The organism is Roseicyclus marinus, assembly GCF_036322625.1.
Lineage (GTDB): Bacteria > Pseudomonadota > Alphaproteobacteria > Rhodobacterales > Rhodobacteraceae > Roseicyclus > Roseicyclus marinus_A.
On record NZ_AP027266.1, the window covers coordinates 2,451,415 to 2,471,387 of the forward strand.

At 67.9% G+C, this 19,973-nt stretch carries 21 protein-coding genes; 9 read left to right on the forward strand and 12 right to left on the reverse strand.

Annotation, left to right across the window (positions count from 1 at the left end):
* Nucleotides 1–50: 50 nt before the first annotated feature.
* Nucleotides 51–737, forward strand: a complete 687-nt coding sequence (locus AABA51_RS11675) for a CDP-alcohol phosphatidyltransferase family protein (RefSeq protein ID WP_338272051.1) — start codon at nucleotides 51–53, stop codon at nucleotides 735–737.
* Here the strand turns inward: AABA51_RS11675 and AABA51_RS11680 are convergent.
* The 3 genes from AABA51_RS11680 to AABA51_RS11690 form a co-directional block, all read right to left on the reverse strand.
* Nucleotides 734–1,531, reverse strand: a complete 798-nt coding sequence (locus AABA51_RS11680; RefSeq protein WP_338272053.1) for an inositol monophosphatase family protein — start codon at nucleotides 1,529–1,531, stop codon at nucleotides 734–736. The two genes, AABA51_RS11675 and AABA51_RS11680, sit on opposite strands and share 4 nt — an antisense overlap.
* Nucleotides 1,532–1,613: 82 nt before the next feature.
* The gene (locus tag AABA51_RS11685; protein WP_338272055.1) at nucleotides 1,614–2,384 is read right to left on the reverse strand and encodes a glycerophosphodiester phosphodiesterase; all 771 of its coding nucleotides are present in this window, start codon (nucleotides 2,382–2,384) and stop codon (nucleotides 1,614–1,616) included.
* A complete protein-coding gene (locus tag AABA51_RS11690) occupies nucleotides 2,381–3,286 on the reverse strand; it encodes a LysR family transcriptional regulator (RefSeq protein ID WP_338272057.1) in 906 nt (301 codons plus the stop codon). Before AABA51_RS11690 ends, AABA51_RS11685 begins: the two co-directional genes overlap by 4 nt.
* A gap of 93 nt (nucleotides 3,287–3,379) precedes the next feature.
* On the opposite strand from AABA51_RS11690, the gene metF reads away from it, so the two are divergent.
* The 3 genes from metF (at nucleotide 3,380) to argF (ending at nucleotide 6,616) form a co-directional block, all read left to right on the forward strand.
* Nucleotides 3,380–4,252, forward strand: a complete 873-nt coding sequence (gene metF / locus AABA51_RS11695; protein WP_338272059.1) for a methylenetetrahydrofolate reductase [NAD(P)H] — start codon at nucleotides 3,380–3,382, stop codon at nucleotides 4,250–4,252.
* A 165-nt stretch (nucleotides 4,253–4,417) separates the two neighbouring features.
* A complete protein-coding gene (locus AABA51_RS11700) occupies nucleotides 4,418–5,608 on the forward strand; it encodes an aspartate aminotransferase family protein (protein WP_338272060.1) in 1,191 nt (396 codons plus the stop codon).
* An 81-nt stretch (nucleotides 5,609–5,689) separates the two neighbouring features.
* The gene (gene argF, locus AABA51_RS11705) at nucleotides 5,690–6,616 is read left to right on the forward strand and encodes an ornithine carbamoyltransferase (protein ID WP_338272062.1); all 927 of its coding nucleotides are present in this window, start codon (nucleotides 5,690–5,692) and stop codon (nucleotides 6,614–6,616) included.
* 15 nt (nucleotides 6,617–6,631) lie between these two features.
* Here the strand turns inward: argF and AABA51_RS11710 are convergent, their stop codons facing one another.
* Entirely contained in the window at nucleotides 6,632–7,816 is a 1,185-nt protein-coding gene (locus AABA51_RS11710; RefSeq protein WP_338272063.1) for a DUF2235 domain-containing protein, read from the reverse strand.
* Between the two features lie 88 nt (nucleotides 7,817–7,904).
* Between AABA51_RS11710 and AABA51_RS11715 the strand changes: the two genes are divergently transcribed.
* Nucleotides 7,905–8,831: a DMT family transporter gene (locus tag AABA51_RS11715; RefSeq protein WP_425328807.1), complete on the forward strand. Its 927-nt coding sequence runs from the start codon at nucleotides 7,905–7,907 to the stop codon at nucleotides 8,829–8,831.
* Nucleotides 8,832–8,954: 123 nt separating this feature from the next.
* On the forward strand, nucleotides 8,955–9,572 hold the full coding sequence (locus tag AABA51_RS11720; protein WP_338272064.1) for a GcrA family cell cycle regulator: 618 nt from the start codon (nucleotides 8,955–8,957) through the stop codon (nucleotides 9,570–9,572).
* Nucleotides 9,573–9,656: 84 nt separating this feature from the next.
* Here AABA51_RS11720 and AABA51_RS11725 read toward each other — a convergent pair whose 3' ends face one another.
* Complete coding sequence (locus AABA51_RS11725) at nucleotides 9,657–10,619, reverse strand: Gfo/Idh/MocA family protein (RefSeq protein WP_338272065.1); 963 nt, start codon at nucleotides 10,617–10,619, stop codon at nucleotides 9,657–9,659.
* A gap of 216 nt (nucleotides 10,620–10,835) precedes the next feature.
* On the opposite strand from AABA51_RS11725, the gene AABA51_RS11730 reads away from it, so the two are divergent.
* Nucleotides 10,836–12,053 carry an amidase gene (locus AABA51_RS11730; protein WP_338272066.1) on the forward strand — a complete coding sequence of 406 codons (1,218 nt, stop codon included), beginning with the start codon at nucleotides 10,836–10,838 and terminating at the stop codon, nucleotides 12,051–12,053.
* Nucleotides 12,054–12,068: 15 nt separating this feature from the next.
* On the opposite strand, the gene AABA51_RS11735 is transcribed toward AABA51_RS11730, so the two are convergent.
* The 4 genes from AABA51_RS11735 to AABA51_RS11750 form a co-directional block, all read right to left on the reverse strand.
* Entirely contained in the window at nucleotides 12,069–12,809 is a 741-nt protein-coding gene (locus AABA51_RS11735) for a transporter substrate-binding domain-containing protein (protein ID WP_338272068.1), read from the reverse strand.
* A gap of 36 nt (nucleotides 12,810–12,845) precedes the next feature.
* Nucleotides 12,846–13,970 carry an iron-containing alcohol dehydrogenase gene (locus AABA51_RS11740; RefSeq protein WP_338272070.1) on the reverse strand — a complete coding sequence of 375 codons (1,125 nt, stop codon included), beginning with the start codon at nucleotides 13,968–13,970 and terminating at the stop codon, nucleotides 12,846–12,848.
* 211 nt (nucleotides 13,971–14,181) lie between these two features.
* A complete protein-coding gene (locus AABA51_RS11745; protein ID WP_338276559.1) occupies nucleotides 14,182–14,676 on the reverse strand; it encodes a transglycosylase SLT domain-containing protein in 495 nt (164 codons plus the stop codon).
* Nucleotides 14,677–14,689: 13 nt separating this feature from the next.
* Entirely contained in the window at nucleotides 14,690–16,777 is a 2,088-nt protein-coding gene (locus AABA51_RS11750) for an AsmA family protein (protein WP_338272072.1), read from the reverse strand.
* 130 nt (nucleotides 16,778–16,907) lie between these two features.
* On the opposite strand from AABA51_RS11750, the gene rimO reads away from it, so the two are divergent.
* The gene (gene rimO / locus AABA51_RS11755) at nucleotides 16,908–18,275 is read left to right on the forward strand and encodes a 30S ribosomal protein S12 methylthiotransferase RimO (RefSeq protein WP_338272073.1); all 1,368 of its coding nucleotides are present in this window, start codon (nucleotides 16,908–16,910) and stop codon (nucleotides 18,273–18,275) included.
* 32 nt (nucleotides 18,276–18,307) lie between these two features.
* The gene (cutA, locus tag AABA51_RS11760) at nucleotides 18,308–18,613 is read left to right on the forward strand and encodes a divalent-cation tolerance protein CutA (RefSeq protein ID WP_338272074.1); all 306 of its coding nucleotides are present in this window, start codon (nucleotides 18,308–18,310) and stop codon (nucleotides 18,611–18,613) included.
* Here cutA and AABA51_RS11765 read toward each other — a convergent pair whose 3' ends face one another.
* Genes AABA51_RS11765 through AABA51_RS11775 form a run of 3 tightly spaced genes read right to left on the reverse strand, consistent with a single transcriptional unit; the run spans nucleotide 18,614 to nucleotide 19,971 of the window.
* Nucleotides 18,614–18,898: a DUF6455 family protein gene (locus tag AABA51_RS11765; RefSeq protein ID WP_338272075.1), complete on the reverse strand. Its 285-nt coding sequence runs from the start codon at nucleotides 18,896–18,898 to the stop codon at nucleotides 18,614–18,616. It lies immediately after the preceding gene.
* Between the two features lie 26 nt (nucleotides 18,899–18,924).
* Nucleotides 18,925–19,218 carry a DUF6455 family protein gene (locus tag AABA51_RS11770; RefSeq protein ID WP_338272076.1) on the reverse strand — a complete coding sequence of 98 codons (294 nt, stop codon included), beginning with the start codon at nucleotides 19,216–19,218 and terminating at the stop codon, nucleotides 18,925–18,927.
* 45 nt (nucleotides 19,219–19,263) lie between these two features.
* Nucleotides 19,264–19,971: a M48 family metallopeptidase gene (locus AABA51_RS11775; protein ID WP_338272077.1), complete on the reverse strand. Its 708-nt coding sequence runs from the start codon at nucleotides 19,969–19,971 to the stop codon at nucleotides 19,264–19,266.
* Between the last annotated feature and the right edge of the window lie 2 nt (nucleotides 19,972–19,973).

Genomic DNA, 19,973 nt, shown 5'->3' on the forward strand with positions numbered 1-19,973 from the left:
CCGTCACCCCCCTGTTGCCAAGCGCGTCACAACAGGCCATCAGACTTTCCATGCGCATTCGAGCTTATTCCGTTCACCTGTTCACCGCCGCCGGTGCCTCGCTCGCCATGTTGGCGCTTCTGGCGGCAGCCCAGCACGATTGGGCGATGATGACGATCTGGCTGACCGTGGCCTTCATCGTCGACGGCATCGACGGGCCGCTCGCGCGCCGCTACAGCGTGACCGAAAACGCGCCGATCATCGATGGCGTGCTGTTGGACCTGATCATCGATTTCCTGACCTATGTGATGATCCCCGCCTATGCGCTTTATGGCTCGGGGCTCTTGCCGGGATGGTCGGGCTGGCTCGTGGTGCTGCTCATCCCCTTCGGCTCGGCGCTCTATTTCGCCGATACGCGGATGAAAACCGCCGACAAATCGTTTCGCGGCTTTCCCGGCTGCTGGAACATGGTGACGCTCGCGCTACTGGTGACCGTGCCCGCGTGGGAGGTCATCCTGACGCTCGTCATCGCGCTGAGCGTCGCGCAATTCCTGAACCTGAAATTCGTCCATCCCGTGCGCACGGCGCGCTGGCGGGTCGTGACGCTGCCCGTGGCGCTGATCTGGACCGGGGCCATCGCCTATGCGGCCCTGACGGGATTTGCCGCGAACCCGGCGCTGACCGGTGTCGTGACGGCAACCTCGATCTACCTGCTTTTCGCAGGCATCGCGCAGCAGCTGATCCCGGCCCGGGATTAAGCCTCGCGCTCGCGGATCACCTTGGCGAATTGGTCAAAGATCGGTTCGGCCCCGGCCACGATATGGCCATCCTCGAGCAGGCTCTGCCCCTCGCGGATCGGCTGCACCAGCCCGCCTGCCTCGCGGACCAGCAAGATGCCCGCCGCGATATCCCAGGCATTCAGCCCGCGTTCCCAATAGCCCTCGTAGCGGCCCGCCGCCACGTATGCGAGGTCCAGCGCCGCCGCCCCCCAGCGCCGCACACCCGCGCAGGTCGGCATCAAGCGCGCCAGATCCTGCAAGGTCGCAGGCAGGTAACGCCCGCCGCCAAAGGGCACGCCGGTCGCAAAAACGCTCTCGATCATCTTGGTCCGTCCCGACACGCGCAGCCGCTTGCTGTCGTTCAGCCAGCAGCCCGCGCCCTTTTCGGCATAGAACATCTCGTCCTTGGCCGGGTCATAGACCACGCCCGCCACGATCTCGCCCTTGTGTTCGAGCGCGATGGACACCGCCCAATGCGGCATCCCGTGCAGGAAATTGGTGGTCCCATCCAGTGGATCGACGATCCAGCGCCGGGTCGGGTCGATGCCCTCGATCACGGTGCCTTCCTCGCCGAGGAACCCGTAATTGGGCCGTGCTTCCATCAGCTCGGTCTTGATGATCTCTTCGGCGGCGCGGTCGGCGCGGCTCACGAAATCGCCCGGTCCCTTGGAGGAGACCTGAAGGTTCTCGACCTCGCGGAAATCCTTGACCAGGCTGCGCCCCGCCTTGCGGGCGGCCTTGAGCATGATGTTGAGGTTCGCACTGCCCTGCATGTCTGGTCTCTCCGATCGGTCAGGGCGCGCGTATAAGCGCCGCGCCCGCGAATGCCAAGCGGGTTGATCCGACAGGCCGGGATCACACCCCGCCCGACCATTGCCCGCGCCGGATCAGAACCTCGCGCAAAAGGCTGGGCCGGTCGGTCATGATCGCGCCCACCCCCATGTCGACAAGCCGCTCCATCCCGGCCGCATCATCGACCGTCCAGACCTGCACATCGATCCCGCGCCGCACCGCCGCCCGGATCAGGCGCGGGGTGACGACCGCGATGCCCTTGTGGACGGGGGGCACCTGCACCAGGCCGAAATCGGGGCGCGGGATGGGCAGACCCCAGCCCGCCAGCCACAGGGCCAGAACCCCGCCCTGCGCGGGCGACCAGCACAGACCCGGCCCCAAGAGCGCCCGGACAGCCGCCGTGCGCGCCGCGGAAAAGGACCCGACACAGACCCTGTCCAAGGCATCGGCCCGGCCGATCACCTCGGCCAAGGGCCCCGCCACACGGTCGCATTTCAACTCGAATGTGACCCGAAGCGACGGAAAGGCGGCCAAAAGCTCCTCCGCCCGCGGGATCGCGGCCCCGCCATGGGTGCGGACCCGCGCCAGGTCGGCCCAATCCAGATCGGCGATGGCGCGCGGATCGCCCGTCATCCGCGCAAGCGTCGCATCATGGTGGATCACCGCCACACCGTCGCGCGTCGCATGCACATCGGTCTCCACATGGGTATAGCCCAGGCCCACCGCGCGGGCGAAGGCCGCCATCGTGTTCTCTTCCGCCTCGAGCGAGCCGCCGCGATGGGCCACCGCCAAGGGGCGCGGATGGTCGAGAAACGGATGACGCGGGGGCCTCATGCGCGTTGCAGCTTGGGCGGCTCGGTCCGGCAAAGCCGCAGCATCTGCGCCATGAAGGGCTTGGCCGTATCCTCGGACCGCGTCGCCCCGTAAAGCCGCCGCGTGATGCCCTTTTCCGTCAGCCGCCGCGTGACGAGCGACGGGTGCTTGCCCGTGTCGCGCACCACCCAATCGGGCAAAACAGCAACCCCGCGCCCGGACGCGACCAAAAGCAGGATCACGGCGGACAATTCCACCTGCCGGATCGATTTCGGCTCCACCCCCGCCGGGAACAGCAACTGGCTGAACACATCCAGCCGCGCGCGGTCCACCGGATAGGTGATCAGCGCCTGATCGACGAAATCCTCGGCCTCGATCCAGGGTTTTGCCGCCAACGGATGATCGGCGGCACAGACAAAGACCGGCTCGTAATCGAACAAGGGCGTGAAATCGACGCCCGAAAGCTTCTCCGGATCGGACGAGACGACGAGGTCCACCTCCTCCCGCATCAGGGCGGGCAGCGCCTCGAACTGCAGACCGGGGCGGATGTCGACATCGATATCGGCCCAGCCGATGCGAAAGGCCTCCAGCACCGGCAAGAGCCAGTCGAAACAGGCATGGCATTCGATGGCGATATGCAGCCGCCCCGACTTGCCCTTGCGCAGGCTGTCGAATTCCTCCTCCAGCGCTGCAATGCGCGGCAACACCTCCTCGGCAAGCCGCAAGAGCTTCATCCCCGCCGCCGAGAGCTTCATGGGCTTGGAGCGGCGCACGAACAATTCCAGCCCCGCCTGATCCTCCAACCCCTTGATCTGGTGGGACAGCGCGCTTTGCGTGATGTGCAGCCGGTCGGCGGCACGCGCCAGCCCGCCCTCCTCGTGGATGGCCTTGATCGTGCGCAGGTGGCGAAACTCGAGATGCATGTGAAACTCATATTGATCTTGAAGATTATGAATTTGTCGCAAGGCATACTCTATGCGACATCCGATGGCGACACATCAAGGATCAGAATCGCCATGTCCCCCGTTACGCCCCGCGTTTCCTTCGAATTCTTCCCGCCCAAATCGCTGGAGGCTTCGTTCCGCCTGTGGGACACGCTGAACGTCCTGTCGCCCTTGGCCCCGACCTTCGTCTCGGTCACCTATGGCGCGGGCGGCACCACGCGGGCGCTGACCCATGACGCGGTCAAGACGATCCATGCCAATTACGGGGTCGAGGTCGCGGCGCATCTGACCTGTGTAGATGCGACGCGCGAGGAAACACTCGAGATCGCGGAAAGCTATGCGGCGGCCGGCGTGACCCAGATCGTGGCGCTCCGCGGCGACCCGCCCAAAGGCCAGGGCCGCTTCACCCCCCATGCCGAGGGTTTCGCCAATTCCATCGAATTGATCGAGGCGCTGGCCAAGACCGGCAAGTTCCACCTGCGCGTCGGCGCCTATCCCGACCCGCATCCCGAAGCGCAATCGATGCAGGATTGCGTCGATTTCCTGAAGCGCAAGATCGACGCGGGCGCCTCCTCGGCCATCACGCAGTTCTTCTTCGAGGCCGAAACCTTCTTCCGCTTCCGCGATGCCTGTGCGGCTTCGGGGATCCATGCCCCCATCATCCCCGGCATCTTGCCGATCAATTCCTGGAAGGGCGTGCGCAAATTCGCCGAAATGTGCGGCACGCCGATCCCCGCATGGCTCGACGAAGCCTTCGACAAGGCGGGCCGCGACGGGCGTGAGCAGCTTCTGGCCACCGCGCTTGCGACTGAGCTTTGCAGCGACCTGATCGCGGGCGGGGTGGAGGATCTGCATTTCTACACGCTCAACGCCCCCGACCTGACCCGCGATGTCTGCGCGGCGCTGGGTGTGACCCCCAAGGTCGCGCTCTCCGAGGTGGCGTGAAGAGGGGGCTCTGCCCCCGCCCCCTTGGGGCTCCCCCGGGATATTTTTGAAACAGAGAAGCTGGCCTCCATCACGTTGCCCACTTGACCCCATCAGCTTCCGTCAATTGACTTGGGCCATTCCCTGCGCAATGCAGGGCCTTTCAGTCCAGTCATGGAGACGGAGATGATCTCGCCTGTCCTGCCCAGCTACAACCGCGCCAAGCTGTCCTTCGTGAAGGGCGAAGGCTCGTGGATGGTGGAGGCCGATGGGCGACGGTTCCTCGATTTCGCCTCCGGCATCGCGGTCATGTCGCTCGGCCACGGGCATCCGGCGCTGGTCAAGGCGCTGACCGATCAGGCGAACGCGCTCTGGCACACGTCGAACCTCTATGTTGTGCCCCAGCAGGAGGCGCTGGCCGAACGGCTTGTCGAACACACTTTCGCCGACACGGTCTTTTTCTGCAATTCGGGGACCGAGGCGACGGAACTGGCCGTCAAGATGACGCGCAAATACTGGGCCGACAGCGACACGCCCGAGCGCACCACGATCCTGACCTTCGAGGGTGCCTTCCACGGCCGCTCGATCGCCGCGATTTCGGCGGCGGGATCGGAGAAACTGACCAAGGGGTTCGGCCCGCTCCTGCCCGGCTTCCGGCACCTGCCCTTCGGCGACCATGACGCGCTGCGCGAAGCGGCACAGGCCCCCGACGTGGGCGCGATCATGGTCGAACCGCTGCAGGGCGAGGGCGGCATCCGCACCCTGCCCGACGCCTGCCTCAAGGGGTTGCGCGATCTCTGCGACGAATACGGCCTTCTCCTGATCTTCGACGAGATCCAGTGCGGCGTGGGGCGCACGGGGCGGCTTTTCGCGCATGAATGGGCGGGCATCGCGCCCGATATCATGATGGTCGCCAAGGGCATCGGCGGCGGCTACCCGCTCGGCGCGCTCCTTGCCACGGAAAAGGCCGCGCGCGGCATGACGGCGGGCACCCATGGCTCGACCTATGGCGGCAATCCCCTGGGCTGCGCGGTGGGCGTCGCGGTGATGGACGAAATCACCAAGCCCGGCTTCCTCGAGGAGGTGCGCCAGAAAGCGGGCTTCCTGCGCCAGAAACTCGAGGGGCTCGTCGCCGCCCATCCCGATGTCTTCGAAGCCGTGCGCGGCTCGGGCCTGATGCTCGGCCTCAAATGCCGCGCGCCCAATACCGATATCGTCGCCGCAGGCTATGACGAGGCCGTCCTGACCGTGCCCGCCGCCGACAATGTCCTGCGCATCCTGCCCGCGCTCACCATCACCGAAGAGGAAATCGCGCAAGGCATCAACCGTCTCGATGCCGCCGCCACCGCCGTCAGCCGAAAGATCGCGGCGGCCTGATCCCTTCTTCGTTTCGCAAATATCCCGGGGGTCCGGGGGGCTGGCCCCCCGGCGCCCGCCGCCAGCCGAAAGGCACCGCCGATGACCCATTTCCTCGACATCAACAAGACAGCGCCCACCGAATTGCGCGCCATGATCGACCAGGCCGCCGCGATGAAAGCCGCGCGCGCAGGCAGGCCCAAGGGCGCGCCCGACGACACCCAGCCGCTGGCCGGGCGCATGGTCGCGCTGATCTTCGAGAAACCCTCCACCCGCACCCGCGTCAGCTTCGACATGGGCGTGCGGCAGATGGGCGGGCAGACCATGGTCCTCACCGGCTCCGAGATGCAGCTCGGCCATGGCGAGACCATCGCCGACACGGCCCGGGTTCTGTCGCGCTATGTCGACATGATCATGCTGCGCACCTACGAGGAAGACGTGCTGCTCGAAATGGCCGATCACGCCACCGTCCCCGTGATCAACGGGCTCACGAACCGCACCCATCCCTGCCAGATCATGGCCGATATCCTCACCTACGAGGAACATCGCGGCCCCATCGCCGGCAAAAAGGTCGTCTGGTGCGGCGACGGCAACAATGTCTTTGCCAGCTTCGCCCATGCGGCGGGGCAATTCGGCTTCGACCTGACCTTTTCCGGCCCCGAACCGCTCGACCCCGAACGGGTCTTCCTGGAAGAGGCGCGCGCCAAGGGTGCCAATGTCGAGATCATCCGCGACCCGGCCCGCGCCGTGGCGGGGGCCGATCTGGTCGTCACCGACACCTGGGTGTCGATGCATGACAGCCAGACCACCCGCGAACGCCGCCACAACCAGCTGCGCCCCTACCAGGTGAACGAGGCGCTGATGAAACATGCAAAACCCGATGCGCTCTTCATGCATTGCCTGCCCGCGCACCGGAACGAGGAAGTGACCGATGCCGTCATGGACGGCCCGCAATCGGTGGTCTTCGACGAGGCGGAAAACCGGCTTCACGCGCAAAAGGCCGTGATGCGCTGGTGCCTCGGGGTCTGAGGGCTCACCCGGCCCCTACCCCTCCCCCTCCAGCCTCGGGGCATGGATCGCGGCCAGCTCCGCCGCCAGATGCGCAAGGCTGCCGGGACGATAGGGCCGGAATCCCGCGCCCTTGGCCTCGGCCGCCCAGCGCAGATGGACGCTCGGGTGCAGCTCCTCCACCCTGTCGGGCCCCGCGCGATCCCTGGGGTTGCGCCGCGTGAGCCAATCGACGACGCCCCCGGGCGCCACCCGGACATTGCGCAACGGGCCATGGGGGTTCTGCGCCCTGCGGATCTGCGCCATCTCCTGCCCGTCAAGGCCGAGACCCGCCGCCCGCGCCCCCTCCGCGACCCATTCGAGCGCGATATTCGACAGATCGAGGATATCGCCCCCACCCCCGACCGATCCGTGATCGCCGGCAAAGAACCGCTCCTGGTAGGGCGCATCCTCGCCCCGGCGGTCCCCGTTCAGACGGTCGAGGTTGCTCCAGCGCGCAGGCTCGAACGTCCGGCGGCGTTCGTCGAGCGCGATGGCATGGCGCGCGCTGACGACAAGGCTCGACAGGTCGGTGTCGTGAAACTGGTAGCTCTCCCCATTCAAGAGCGGCGCGACCGCCAGATGCCGGGGCACGCCCAGCGCGCCGACCGTATCCCAGACGCCCAGATAGGCGACACGCAGCCGGGGCGCTTCGGGCATGCCTTCGATCAGGCGCCAATCGGCCTCGGACTGCCCGGTGACCACGCGCAGCGACAGGCGGGCGCGGAATTCATGGCTCTGGCTGGAATTAGGATGGGTGCGTGGATCGCGCCGCTTGCGATAGCGCGCCTCGGCCTCGGGCAACAGATGCATCCGGTCGCGGTCGATGATGCCCGTGGACCGCAAGAACCCCACCAGCGACCGCGCCGTATAGGCCCCCCGCGAAAAGCCGAAAACGTAGATCTCGTCGCCCGGCTCGTAGAGAAACACGAGATGCCGGTAGGCCGCGATGACATTCTCCATCAGCCCCCAGCCAAAGGCCCCGCCCAGCACCCGGTCGCTCACCCGCGCGGCGCGCGTCACCCCCTGCCCCGTGCCGACACCCGCCAGGTAGATCGGCACCTGCACGATGCCGTCATCCCCCACGGGCTTCATCGCCCGCGCGAGCCGCACCACGTTGGTGGGCATCGCCGTCTCGGACCCGTTCCAGGTGCCATCGCACAGGATGACGATGCGTTTCATGGCCCGATGCCTCCGTCCTGCCTCTACCGCTTGTGCCCGGCCTCACGATAGCACACAGATCGCGCACCGCCCCCTGCGGAGAACCTCCATGGCCCCCGTTCCCGGACCGATCCCGCCCGCCGCTCTGCCACCGGCGCTTCACCGGCCCGCACCGGGGCTGGCGGTTGCGCTGATGCTCTGCGCCACGGCGCTTCTGGCGGGCACCACGCTGATCGCCAAGGCGCTCGGCACCGATGCGCTGGGGCCCCCGCTGCACCCGATGCAGGTCAGCTTCGGGCGCTTTCTCTTTGCCTGGATCGCGATCATGACCGTGCTGGCGCTGCGCCGCCCGCGCCTGACCCGGCCCGACCTCAAGACCCATGCCGCCCGCACGCTCTGCGGCTGGTCGGGCGTCACGCTCATGTTCGCCGCCGCCGCCGCGATCCCGCTCTCCGATGCGATCGCGATTTCCTTCGTGAACCCGGTCTTTGCCATGCTGCTGGCCATCCCGATCCTGGGCGAACGGGTCGGACCCTGGCGCTGGCTGGCCGCCGTCATCGCGATCGCGGGCGCGATGATCCTGATCCGTCCCGGCACGTCGGCGATGCAGGCAGGCGCGCTTCTGGCGCTCGGGGCGGCGCTGGCGCTGGGGTTGGAGCTGATCTTCATGAAACGCCTCTCGGGCCGCGAAAAGCCGCTCCAGATCCTTGTCGTGAACAATTCCATGGGTCTGGCCATCGCCGCCTGTGCCGCGCTTTGGGTCTGGCAGACGCCCACCCCCGCGCAATGGGCGGGCATGGTCGGCATCGGGCTTGTCATGGCCTGCGCGCAGGGGTTCTTCATCAATGCGCTGGCGCGTGCCGATGCCAGCTTCATCACGCCCTTTTCCTATCTGACGCTGGTCTTTGCCGCGCTCTATGATGCGCTGCTCTTTGGCGTGATCCCCTCGCCCCTCAGCCTTGGGGGGGCCGCGACCATCATCGCGGGCGCGGCGCTTCTGGCCTGGCGCGAAACCGTGCACCGGCGCAGGGACTGACGCATTGCCAGCCCTTGCACCGCGACCTCACGCCTATAGAATGGGGCTTCAATTCCGGGCCGAAAGCCGCCATATGGCTGGGTCTTGGGCGGGCCGCGATGGCCGACAAAGCAGGAGACGGGCATGTCCTGGACCGACGAACGGGTCGAGTTGCTGAAAAAGATGTGGACCGAGGGTCAATCGGCCAGCCAGATCGCCAAGGAACTGGGCGGTGTGACGCGCAATGCCGTCATCGGCAAGGTCCATCGCCTTGGCCTGTCGAACCGCGCGGGCGGCGGCACCCAGACCGCGACCCCCGCCCCCAACAAGCCCGAGGCCGCAGCCCCCGAACCCGAGGCCGCGACCGCAGCCCCCAAGCCCCGCAAGGCCGAGCCGCGCGCCACGCCCGCCGATCTCGACACCCCCGAAGCGGTGAGCGAACCCGAACCCGCGCCGCGCCCCTCCAACGTGACGCCGCTGCGCAAGCCCATCGTGCCCGCGGGCCAGCCGCTGCCGCCGCAGCCTTCGGCCAATGAAATCAGCCCCGAAGCGCTCGCCAAGGTGCAGGAGGTCGAGAAATCGGCCAAGCGCATCAGCCTGATGGAACTGACCGAACGCACCTGCAAATGGCCCATCGGCGACCCCGCGACCGAGGATTTCTATTTCTGCGGCCTGCCCGTGCAACAGGGCAAACCCTATTGCGAGGCGCATGTCGGCGTGGCCTTCCAGCCGATGTCCTCCCGCCGCGACCGGCGGCGCTAAGGCGCTTTATCCTCCGTGGCGCGTGGCGCGGCGACCGATCCCGCCGCCCCACCTCATCCCGGCAGAACCGCCTTGCCCGGTGCGTCACCCCGCGCCGCGCAGCATGCCCTCGATCAGCGTCTGGACGCGCAGCGCCTCCTCGGGCGTGGCCAGCCGGTTGGGCTTGCCCGCCATGCACAGCAACAGATCGTCCAGCTGCGCCCTCAGGCTCACGGCGCGCGGATCGGCGGGGCGTTCGGACAGCTCCGCGAACGGGCCGCCATCCGAGCTTGCATCGACGTAGAAATCGGTGACCCGCCGGCTGCTCCGCGTTCCCTTGACGGTCAGCTCCTGCCGGTCGGGCTGCGCGCCGCCGACGCTTGCCATGACCGTCACGGGCAGACCCTCCGCCGTCTCCAGCCGCGCCAGCATATGCGTCTCGCACAGCCGCGCATCCGCCGGATAGGACGGCCTTGCCCAGACCAGCGACAAGGGGCCAAGGATACGCTCCGAAAAGAACAGGAAATGCGAGATGACCTCCCGCGTCATCCCGCCTTCCTCGCGGAACCGCAGCCAATCGGCCGCCTTTTGCCAGCTGCGGGGCCAGTCGGCATAGGTCACGACGATATCCACCCCCAAAAGATCGCCCAAGGCACCGCTGCGCGCCGCTTGTGAAACGCCGGTCAGGGCGGCACCGGCGGCTTGGGTGAAATTCACCGCCGCCGGACGCCCGCTTGCCCGGCAGGCCGCGACCAGCGCCTCGCTTTCGGCCAGATCGACGCCCAGCGGCTTTTCGAGAAACACCCCCTTGCCCGCACCAAGCGCTGTCAGCGCATGGGCCTTTCGGGGCACCGGCGGGCAGGCCAGATAGACCAGCTCCGCCCGCTCCATCGCGGCTTCGGCACTGGCCGCAACGGGCACATCCGGCGCAAGCGCCAGCGCCGCCTCGCAGGCCCGCGGGTCCGGGTCCCAGATCGCGACCACCTCGTATCCGGGATGGCGCAGCATATGCTCCAGCATCCGCCGTCCCATGATGCCCAACCCGATGATCGCCGTTGCAACCCTCATTGCCCCACCCCGTTCCTGATCCTGTCTTTCCCCAAAGCTTTACGCCCGGATCTGGCCCAAAGGCAAACCGGGCGTTGCAGCGCACAGCCTTCGTGCGCCGTCACGCGCCGCGCTCCAACCTGTTGATTTCGCATCTCCGGAAAGCGCAAAACCCGTTCCCACTTCTGCGCGACATGCTCTATCGTCCCGGCCACCCGCCCTGATCCGGAGATCGCGATGTCCACCCTCATGCTCGCCAAGACCGCGCTCGACCGCATCACCCAAGACGAGAGCAGGCTTCACGCCTATGCCTGCCTCGACCCCGACATCGCCCTGGCCGAGGCGCAGAGGCTCGACCGAACCGGCACCCATGGCCCCCTCAGCGGCCATACCGTGGCGATCAAGGATATCTTCGACACGGGCGACATGCCCACCGCCTGCGGCTCCCCGATCCACGCGGGCAGGCGTCCGACCCGCGATGCGGCGGCGGTCGCCGCGATTCGCGCGGCAGGCGGCCTTGTCATCGGCAAATCGGTGACCACGGAATTCGCCCATCTGACCCCCGGCCCAACCCGCAACCCGCGCAACACCGCCCATACGCCCGGCGGCTCCTCCAGCGGGTCGGCCGCGACGGTTGCCGCGGGCGGGGCCAGCCTTGCGACCGGCACGCAGACGGCGGGCTCCATCATCCGTCCCGCCGCCTTTTGCGGGGTCGTGGGCTACAAGCCCAGCTTCGCCACGATCAGCCGCAGCGGCCTGTCGCTCTTTGCCGAAACGCTCGACACGATCGGCGGCTTTGCCAAAAACGTGGCCGATGCCGCGCTTTTCGTCGGCGTCATGGCAGGCCGCGCCGACCTGATGCAGCCCCCCATGCCCCGCACGCCCCGCTTCGCGCTCTGGCCGACACCCGATGCGACAAGCGCCGATCCTTGCGTTCTGGCCGAGCTTGAGCGCGTGGCCCAGGCCGCCGCTGCGGCCGGCGCGACGGTCGAAACCCTGACCGGCGACCATGGCTGGCACCCGCTGATGGCCGCGCAGAAAACCATCATGGCCTGGGAAGGCGTCCGCGCGCTCGCCCATGAGCGGCGGGTTCACCCCGACCTCCTCAGCGATCCCTTGCGCGCCTATCTCGATGCGGCGGCCCCGATGGATGCTGCGACCTATCTGGCCGCCCTCGACACACGCCAGACGCTGGGCGCTGCCCTGAACGCTGTGATGGCCCCGTTCGATGCCCTCCTCACCCTCAGCGCCCCGGGCGAAGCGCCCCTGGCCAGCACCGGCACGGGCGATCCGCAGTTCAACCGCGTCTGGACGCTGCTTGGTGGTCCCGCCCTGCACCTGCCCACCGGCACGGGGCCGCTGGGCCTGCCCATCGGGGTGCAGCTTGTGGGGGGGCCGGGCAGCGACCAAAGGCTTCTTGGCGCCGCCGCCTGGCTCGAGGCCGCGCTCACCTGATCCGGCCCCGGCGCGTCAGGCCGGTGGCGCGACGCTCAAACCCTTGACGCCGTGATGGGCGATGCGCGCGGCGATAAAGCCCGAAGCCTTGAGCTCTTCCACCACATCGGCCAGCCAGGCTGCCGCCCGCGCATTGCCGCGCGGCGTGCCCACGGATTGCTGCACGGCGCTGAATTGTCCATCGAGGATCCGCGCCCCGGGCAGGCGCGCCACATCCGCGATCAGCCGGGGCCGCAATCCCGCCAACGCCTCAAGCCCCTGTTCGACGAAAACATCGAACGAGCTGTCGATGCTCTCGGTCCGCACCAGCTCCGCGTGGCGCAGGTTGTTTTCCAGCCATAGCCCATAGGCCGCCCGCCCCTTGGTGGCGATCCGGTGGCCGGGCCGGTCGACCTCCTCGATGCGCGTGATGGGCGACCCCGCAGGCACCAGGTAGGTCGCCTCGATCTCGCAATAGGCGGCGGTAAAGGCGATGGTGCGCGCCCGCTGCGGCTCGGCCCCGATATTGCCGATATCCCATTCCCCGCGCTCCGCCGCATCGGCCAGAAGCCCCGGGTCGGGATAGGACACCAGATCGAGCGGCACACCCAACCTGCCCGCGATCTCGGCGGCCACATCGGGCGACACGCCATAGGGCCTGCCATCCGCCCCCTGCCCGCTCACCAGCAGGAAATTCCCGGTGTTGATGCCCGCGCGCAACCGGCCCGTGGGCGCAAGCTCCGCGATGATGGCCGGATCGATCTGGGGTCCGCTCATCTGCCCTGTCCCTTCGTGATATGCGCCGCCCCGCCCTCAGACATGGACCGCCTCAAGCAGGCTGGCATAATCCTCGGCGGTCAGGGGGGCGGGGTTGGTGGGGTGGCTGTGATCGGCCAGCGCGCCGCGAATGACGATCTCGAACTGCTCTTCGCGCAGGCCCAGCGTCTTGAGGCCCACGGGTATCCCCAATCGCCGGTTCAACGCCTCCAGCGCCTCCTCCAGCCCGCCGGGCGGCAGATCCAGCGCCTTTTCGATCCGGGCGAATTTCTCCGGCGCGGCGGGGCGGTTCATCCGCATGACCGCAGGCATCAGGATCGCATTGAGCGTGCCGTGATGCAGGTTGGGCGATTTCAAGCCGCCCAGCGCATGGGACAGCGCATGGACCGCACCCAACCCTTTCTGGAATGTCAGACCGCCCTGCAAGGACCCCATCATCAACGCATGCCGCGCCGCCAGATCCCTGCCATCCTCGAAGGCCCGCAGGACATGCCCCCAGATCCGCGCCGCCCCGTCCAGCGCGATGGCTTCGGCCGGCGGGTTGTCGCGGGGCGACAGGTAGGTTTCCAGACAATGCGACAGCGCATCGAGCGCCGTGGCAGCGGTCAGCGCCTGCGGCATCCCCAGCGTCAGCTCCGGGTCGCAGATCGCGGCCTTGGGGATCAGATGCGGGCTCACGATCCCCAGCTTGCGGCCATCGGCGAGCGTGATCAGCGCCGCGCGCCCCACCTCCGACCCGGTGCCCGCGGTCGTCGGCACCGCGATGACCGGCGCGACCGCGGCCGTGATCCGGGCCAAGCCGCCTTCGATCAGCGCGAACTGCGCCAGCGGGCCGTCATGGCGCGCCAGCAAGGCCACGGCCTTGGCCAGATCGATGGGCGACCCGCCGCCCAGCGCCACCACCCCGTCACAGCCCTGCGCGCGGTAGAGATCGAGCGCCGCGAGCACCGCCTCCTCCGTCGGGTTCGACGGCACGTCAAGGAATGTCGCCACCTCCTGCGGCAGATAGGGCCGGATGCGCGCCACCAGACCCGCCGCCGCCACGCCGTGATCGGACACGAGCAAGGGGCGTGTCACGCCCAGGCGCTCCAGCCGCCCGGCGACCTCGGCGATCGCGCCGGGCCCGAATTCGATATCGGTCAGATATGTGATGACGCTCATGATCCCCCCTTGATGGTCCGGCTTGCGACCGCGCCGCCATCTAGGGCCGGACCTGCCGGAAATGTCCATCCGCCCCGCGCGGGATATCCCATCGGGATGGCGGTTTCCGCCTCGGGCCCGGCCGGGGGCACCGGGCTTTGGCGGTGTGAGAGCTGTCGTTACGGATGCACGACGCTTTCCCTACGGCATCCCGACCCAAAACCGACGCCCCTCACCGGCAATGCCGGGCAATCTCGCGGTCGTTCAACCCGGTCTCGACCAAAAGGCAGCGGTCGCGCGCCTCGAAGTAATATCCCCGCGCATACCACATCACCGCCTCGTCGATATCGCCATCCGACACCAGCCACGCGCCGCGCAGGTAGCGCCCCGCATAGGTCAGGTTCACCTCCGGATCGAGCAGCCGTTCGGGCGGCCCTTCAAAACCCATCGAACTGGCCGTCTGCGGCAGGATCTGCATCAGCCCCCAATAGGGACCATTGCGCGCATCGGCCCGGTAATCGCTTTCGCGCTGGATCACGCGATGCAGCAAAGCCTCTGGAATATCATGGACTTGCGCGTAACGCTCAACCAGCGCGCGCATCTGCGGCGTCTCGCCGGGATAAAGACCCGCGGGCCCACTCTGCGCCCCCCCGCTCTCTTGTCCGCCCCCGCAAGCCGCCACGACACATACGGCCAGAACCGCCGCAAGACCCCTCAAGACACGCATCGCCATTCCCCGGTCAGTTGCGCCCCAACAGGCGCAGAAGTTGCTGTTCCGCCTCTTCGCGCAAGCGGCGCTCCAACTCGTCGCGCGCCGCCTCCTCGGTGGTCGTCGCGTCGAATTGCGTTCCCAACGCCTCGTTGATCCGGTTGCGCGCCTCTTCCTCCAACCGCGCAGCCTCCGCGTCAAGCCGCGCCCGCGCTTCCGCCTCGAGCCGCGCGGCTTCTTCGGCAAGTTCTTGCTCTGCAAGGAATTCCAGGTCCGGACGGATGCTCGGATCGGCCCAGGATCCGGTGATCAGGATCGGCACGCGCAAGGCCGCGCCGGCCTCTGCGCGCAGCACGGCAGGCGTCAGCCGGTAATCCAGCGTCTGCGCGCCGATGTTCACCCGACCCGCCCCCGTGACCTCGCCCCATGGCGCGTCGAGCCGCAGATCGTCATTGCTCATAACCCCCTGCGAAAAGGTGACATTGGCGCTGACCCCGTCATAGACCGTGCGCGCACCCTCCCCCCGGAAGGACGGGTCGAAATTGCGGATCATCCCCGCCAGATCCAGCCCCCGGATCGCCCCGGTGCCCAGCGCGAAATCGCCTTCGCCCTCAAGGCTCGACATCAGCGTGGCCATGTCGTTGCCCACGCCAAGCACCTGTAAACCAAGGCTCCCGCGCCCCTCGAGCCGGTCGTAACCGGCAAGATCCGCAAGCAAGGGATTGAGATCGACATCGGCAAGGATCAGGTCGGTCCGCACCGACAATCCGCCCCGACCATTGACCACGAACTGACCTGCCAGAACACCGCCATAGGTCCCGATCCGCTCGATATCGAGAACCAGCCGCCCCGCGTTCAACCCCGCGCGCAGACGCGCCGGGCCAAGCGTCACGCCCGCGCCTTCCAGCCGTTCGACGGCAAGAACCAGCTCGGCATCGACCGCGAACAGGCCCGAAACATCGATGGGCGCGCGCGACCAGCCCGACGCGGAAGCCGCCGCCGCACCAGCGCCACTTGTCCCGGAGCCGCTTGCCGTGGCGCCACCGCCGGACGCCGGTGCCGGTGCCGCGCCGCCCGCGTCGGGCAGGGCGAGCCTCGCGCCGCTGATGGCACCGCGCACCATGGGCCGGTCGGCCCCCGGCGTCACGTCGAGGTCCAGCGCCAAGGCGGTATCGTCAAGCCCGAGCGCGCCCCCCCTCAGGTGCAAAGACCCCTCCGCCGTCAGCGTGACCTCGCCGGAAAACGCAAGCCGATCACGGCCATAGCCTTGGGGCAGGTCGGGCATCGCGGCCCCGAGGATCGCCAGCAATGGCCCCAGATCCGTCGCGTCGATGTCCAGATCACCCGCAAAGGAGGGGTGCAGCCCCGCCTGCCCGTCGAACCGCGCCGCGCCCCCGGCCCAGTCCAGCGCAGCCGTGATCGCGGAAATTCCGCCCCCGGACAGGCGGCGCGGATCGCCGATCCGGGCGTCGAGATCCAGCGCGGTACCGTTGACCGTGGCGCTGCCCGCGATGGTGGCCGCGCCCTCGGCGGGCAGGCTCAATCGCGCGTCCAGATCGTCGATGCTGAGCCGATCCCCGCTCCCCTGATCGAGATAGGTGAACCGGCCACCGCTGATTTCCGCCGCCGTGACGGCAAGAACCCGCTCGGCATCGGCGGTCGGTGTGGTTGTGGTGCCGGGCGCGGGCTCTGCCGTGCTGCTGGAGGGCGCGACCCCTTCCGGCACGCCCGCCGCGTCAAAGCTCCAGCTGACGCGGCCATCGGCGGCCCGGACCAGCGTGATCTCGGGCGCGATCAGCGTGATTTCCTCGATCCGAACCTCACCGGCCAGCGCCGCGGACCATGGCACGCGCAGGCTGAGCGCTTCGGCGGCGATCAAGGGCGCATCGCCCGCCCAATCGGGATTGCCGACGCGCAGTCCTTCGGCCCGGACACCCAGATAGGGCCAGAGCGTCGGGCGCACCTCGCCCGACAGGCGCACCTCGCGGCCCAGCGTCTGCGACAGCCGGTCCGCCGCGACCGAGGCGATCCTGTCGGCGGGCACTGCGAACAAGGCCCCGAACATCAGGACCGCAACGACCACCAACCCACCGAACGCGCGAAAAACCCACCGCATCATCGCCCCCTTTTACACATCCCTTCGATCCTACCGCGAAGCGGCGGGGCTTGTGCACCCCTTTCGCTCGGCCAGGCGCCGGTCCGCGCTGCCCTCTTTCGCAAGGACGCGGTCCGCGCTATCTGCGCATTCCATGAGCCAGAACCCGCCCCAGCTACGCCCCGACCTCGCCCGCGCCGAGGTGCCCGACACCGCCCGCCCCGGACAACCCCGGATCGGCATGGTCAGTCTTGGCTGTCCCAAGGCGCTGGTGGACAGTGAACGCATCCTGACCCGGCTGCGCGCCGAAGGCTACGCGATCTCGCCCGATTACGCGGGCGCGGAGGCCGTCATCGTGAACACCTGCGGGTTCCTGGACAGCGCCAAGGTCGAAAGCCTCGAGGCGATCGGCGAGGCGCTGCGCGAAAACGGTCGGGTGATCGTGACCGGGTGCCTGGGCGCCGAGCCGGAGTATATCACCGGCGCGCATCCCTCGGTTCTGGCGGTGACGGGCCCGCATCAATACGAGCAGGTGCTCGATGCGGTCCATGCCGCCGTACCGCCCGCGCCCGATCCGTTCATCGACCTTTTGCCGCCTGCAGGCGTCAAGCTGACGCCGCGCCATTACAGCTATCTCAAGATCGCCGAAGGCTGCGATCACAAGTGCAAGTTCTGCATCATTCCCGACATGCGTGGCCGTCTGCAATCGCGCCCGGCCAAGGCCGTTCTGCGCGAGGCCGAAAAGCTGGTCGAGGCAGGCGTGAAAGAGCTTCTGGTGATCAGCCAGGACACGAGCGCCTATGGCACGGACTGGAAAGGGCGCGACAGCAAGTTTCCAATTCTCGATCTATCCAGAGATTTATCCACATTGGGTGCCTGGATTCGCTTGCACTATGTCTATCCCTACCCGCATGTGCGCGATCTGATCCCGCTGATGGCTGACCCCTCGAACGGGCTTTTGCCCTATCTCGACATCCCGTTCCAGCACGCCCATCCCGACACGCTGAGGCGCATGGCGCGGCCCGCCGCTGCCTCGCGCACGCTGGATGAAATCGCGGCATGGCGGCGCGACTGTCCTGACATCACGCTGCGCTCCACCTTCATCGTGGGCTATCCCGGCGAGACGGAGGCGGAATTCCAGACCCTGCTCGACTGGCTGGAGGAGGCGCAGCTCGATCGCGTGGGCTGCTTCCAATACGAGAATGTCGCGGGTGCCCGGTCGAACGCCCTGCCCGATCATGTGCCCGAAGAGGTCAAGCAGGATCGCTGGGACCGTTTCATGCAAAAGGCGCAGGCCATTTCCGAAGCAAAGCTCGCGGCCAAGGTCGGGCGCAATCTGACGGTGCTGGTCGATGCCGTGGACGAGGACGGCGCGACCTGCCGGACCATGTCGGACGCACCCGAGATCGACGGGAACCTTTTCATCGACGAGGGATTCGACGGGCTTGCCCCCGGCGACATGGTCGAGGTCGAGGTGGAAGAGGCCGGGGAATACGACCTTTGGGGCCGCATCCGCGCTTGAGACCCTGGCCCATGGCTGCGTAGACTGCGGGCATGATCCACGTCACGACCACCTGCCCCGACGCGCCCAGCGCCGAGCGTCTGGCCCGCGCGGCCCTGCTGGAACGCGTTGCCGCCTGCGTCAATATCATGCCGGGGCTGCGCAGCCTTTATCATTGGGACGGCGGCATCGCGGAGGATGACGAGGTGCTCGTGATCTTCAAGACGGCGGAAACGGCGCGTGCGGCGCTGGTCGCCTTCATCGAGGCCGAGCATCCCTATGACCTGCCCGTCATCACCTGGGAAAAGCTGGAAACGACGCCCGAAGCCGCCGCCTGGCTCGCCCGGGAAACGCGCTGATCAGGCGGGGGCCAATGCCGCCAGGACGCGGGCAAAGACGGGTGCGTTGGGGCAAGTCGTCGGGACCTCGGCCGCCGCGTCGCCCTGCGCGGCAAACCACGTGTTGCACCCGTCGGACCAACCGCAGCCCCGGCAGCGATGCACCAAGGCCGCCCAATCCGCGTGGTCGATCACCCCCTCCTCCAGCGCGCGCTGCATGTCGGCCCCCGTCTTGCGGGACATGGTCACCGCCAGCCAGTAGTGACGATTCTCGGGGCCGAGCGGATGGGGGTTGGCATCGCTCACCGGGCGCGCTCCATCGGCGGGGGCATTCATTCGGCGGCGAGGGCCTGAAGGATATCGCGGTTGCGGCAAAAGCCGGGTGCGGCCTCGGCCTCGGACCGCCGGGAAAGCCAATGGGCGCAACCGGTGGGATCCGCGCAGCCGGTGCAGGCCGACAGCATGTCATCGCGCATCTCGGGCGGCAGATCGCCCCGCAATTCGGCATCGTCGAGATCGGCGCCGAGTGTCCGGGCCATGCGGCCCATCAAAGCTTCGTGATGGTCTCGTGTCTTGTCGGACGGCATCGCCGGACCCTTTCCTGCCCTGTCGGGGGAATCCCCCATACGGAGCAAGACTAGATCGGGAGTGGGTTGCCGCCTTGACCCAGATCAAGCGCCCGGGCCGCGGATCGCCTGCAAGGTACGGCGCACCACGTCGATCCGGGCCGCGTTGGGCGGATGCGTCGACAGAAAGTCGCGGGCGGGATCGGGGATGCGGGTGAAGAACCCCGCCCCGACCCATGCGTCATAGCCCGCGCGTTCCGCGATGATCGTGCCGATGGCATCGGCCTCCAGCTCGGCGCGCTGACCGAATTCGCGGGAGGCGACGATGGCCCCGATCTGGGCTGCTTCGGAGACCTCGACCTGCGTGGCCCCGCGCGCCCGCGCCAGATCGGAAAACACCCGCGCGCCCTGGGCCGCCTGCATCCGGGCCTGCGGCAAGTGGCGGCCGATGTGATGGCCCGCTTCGTGCCCCATGATGAAGGCCAGTTCATCGGTGTTGCGCGCCACCGCGATCAGGCCGAGCGTGAAGATGATGGCAGGCCGCCCCGTGGGATCGAGCGTGTGAAAGGCGTTGACGCCGCTTTCGGGGGCGCGGTCGACATAGATGACGAAATCGCACGGCTGGTCGGGGGTCTGTTCGCGGCAGACCTGTTCGGCGACGGGTTCCACACGCTCCACCACCTCGCCGAAATTGAGAACCGCCTGCCGCGCGCGGGCCGCGATATCGGGCGTCGGCGGGGGCGGCGGCACCATGACCTGCACGCAGCCCGACACCAAAAGCGCGGCAAGAACGATGAGGGGCGGCAGGCGCATGG

Excerpts from the sequence above, each read along its gene's own strand:
- AABA51_RS11675 (WP_338272051.1), top strand. The coding sequence starts at position 51 with ATGCGCATTCGAGCTTATTCCGTTCACCTGTTCACCGCCGCCGGTGCC.
- AABA51_RS11680 (WP_338272053.1), bottom strand. The coding sequence starts at position 1,531 with ATGCAGGGCAGTGCGAACCTCAACATCATGCTCAAGGCCGCCCGCAAG.
- AABA51_RS11685 (WP_338272055.1), bottom strand. The coding sequence starts at position 2,384 with ATGAGGCCCCCGCGTCATCCGTTTCTCGACCATCCGCGCCCCTTGGCG.
- AABA51_RS11690 (WP_338272057.1), bottom strand. The coding sequence starts at position 3,286 with ATGCATCTCGAGTTTCGCCACCTGCGCACGATCAAGGCCATCCACGAG.
- metF (WP_338272059.1), top strand. The coding sequence starts at position 3,380 with ATGTCCCCCGTTACGCCCCGCGTTTCCTTCGAATTCTTCCCGCCCAAA.
- AABA51_RS11700 (WP_338272060.1), top strand. The coding sequence starts at position 4,418 with ATGATCTCGCCTGTCCTGCCCAGCTACAACCGCGCCAAGCTGTCCTTC.
- argF (WP_338272062.1), top strand. The coding sequence starts at position 5,690 with ATGACCCATTTCCTCGACATCAACAAGACAGCGCCCACCGAATTGCGC.
- AABA51_RS11710 (WP_338272063.1), bottom strand. The coding sequence starts at position 7,816 with ATGAAACGCATCGTCATCCTGTGCGATGGCACCTGGAACGGGTCCGAG.
- AABA51_RS11715 (WP_425328807.1), top strand. The coding sequence starts at position 7,905 with ATGGCCCCCGTTCCCGGACCGATCCCGCCCGCCGCTCTGCCACCGGCG.
- AABA51_RS11720 (WP_338272064.1), top strand. The coding sequence starts at position 8,955 with ATGTCCTGGACCGACGAACGGGTCGAGTTGCTGAAAAAGATGTGGACC.
- AABA51_RS11725 (WP_338272065.1), bottom strand. The coding sequence starts at position 10,619 with ATGAGGGTTGCAACGGCGATCATCGGGTTGGGCATCATGGGACGGCGG.
- AABA51_RS11730 (WP_338272066.1), top strand. The coding sequence starts at position 10,836 with ATGTCCACCCTCATGCTCGCCAAGACCGCGCTCGACCGCATCACCCAA.
- AABA51_RS11735 (WP_338272068.1), bottom strand. The coding sequence starts at position 12,809 with ATGAGCGGACCCCAGATCGATCCGGCCATCATCGCGGAGCTTGCGCCC.
- AABA51_RS11740 (WP_338272070.1), bottom strand. The coding sequence starts at position 13,970 with ATGAGCGTCATCACATATCTGACCGATATCGAATTCGGGCCCGGCGCG.
- AABA51_RS11745 (WP_338276559.1), bottom strand. The coding sequence starts at position 14,676 with ATGCGTGTCTTGAGGGGTCTTGCGGCGGTTCTGGCCGTATGTGTCGTG.
- AABA51_RS11750 (WP_338272072.1), bottom strand. The coding sequence starts at position 16,777 with ATGATGCGGTGGGTTTTTCGCGCGTTCGGTGGGTTGGTGGTCGTTGCG.
- rimO (WP_338272073.1), top strand. The coding sequence starts at position 16,908 with ATGAGCCAGAACCCGCCCCAGCTACGCCCCGACCTCGCCCGCGCCGAG.
- cutA (WP_338272074.1), top strand. The coding sequence starts at position 18,308 with ATGATCCACGTCACGACCACCTGCCCCGACGCGCCCAGCGCCGAGCGT.
- AABA51_RS11770 (WP_338272076.1), bottom strand. The coding sequence starts at position 19,218 with ATGGGGGATTCCCCCGACAGGGCAGGAAAGGGTCCGGCGATGCCGTCC.
- AABA51_RS11775 (WP_338272077.1), bottom strand. The coding sequence starts at position 19,971 with ATGCGCCTGCCGCCCCTCATCGTTCTTGCCGCGCTTTTGGTGTCGGGC.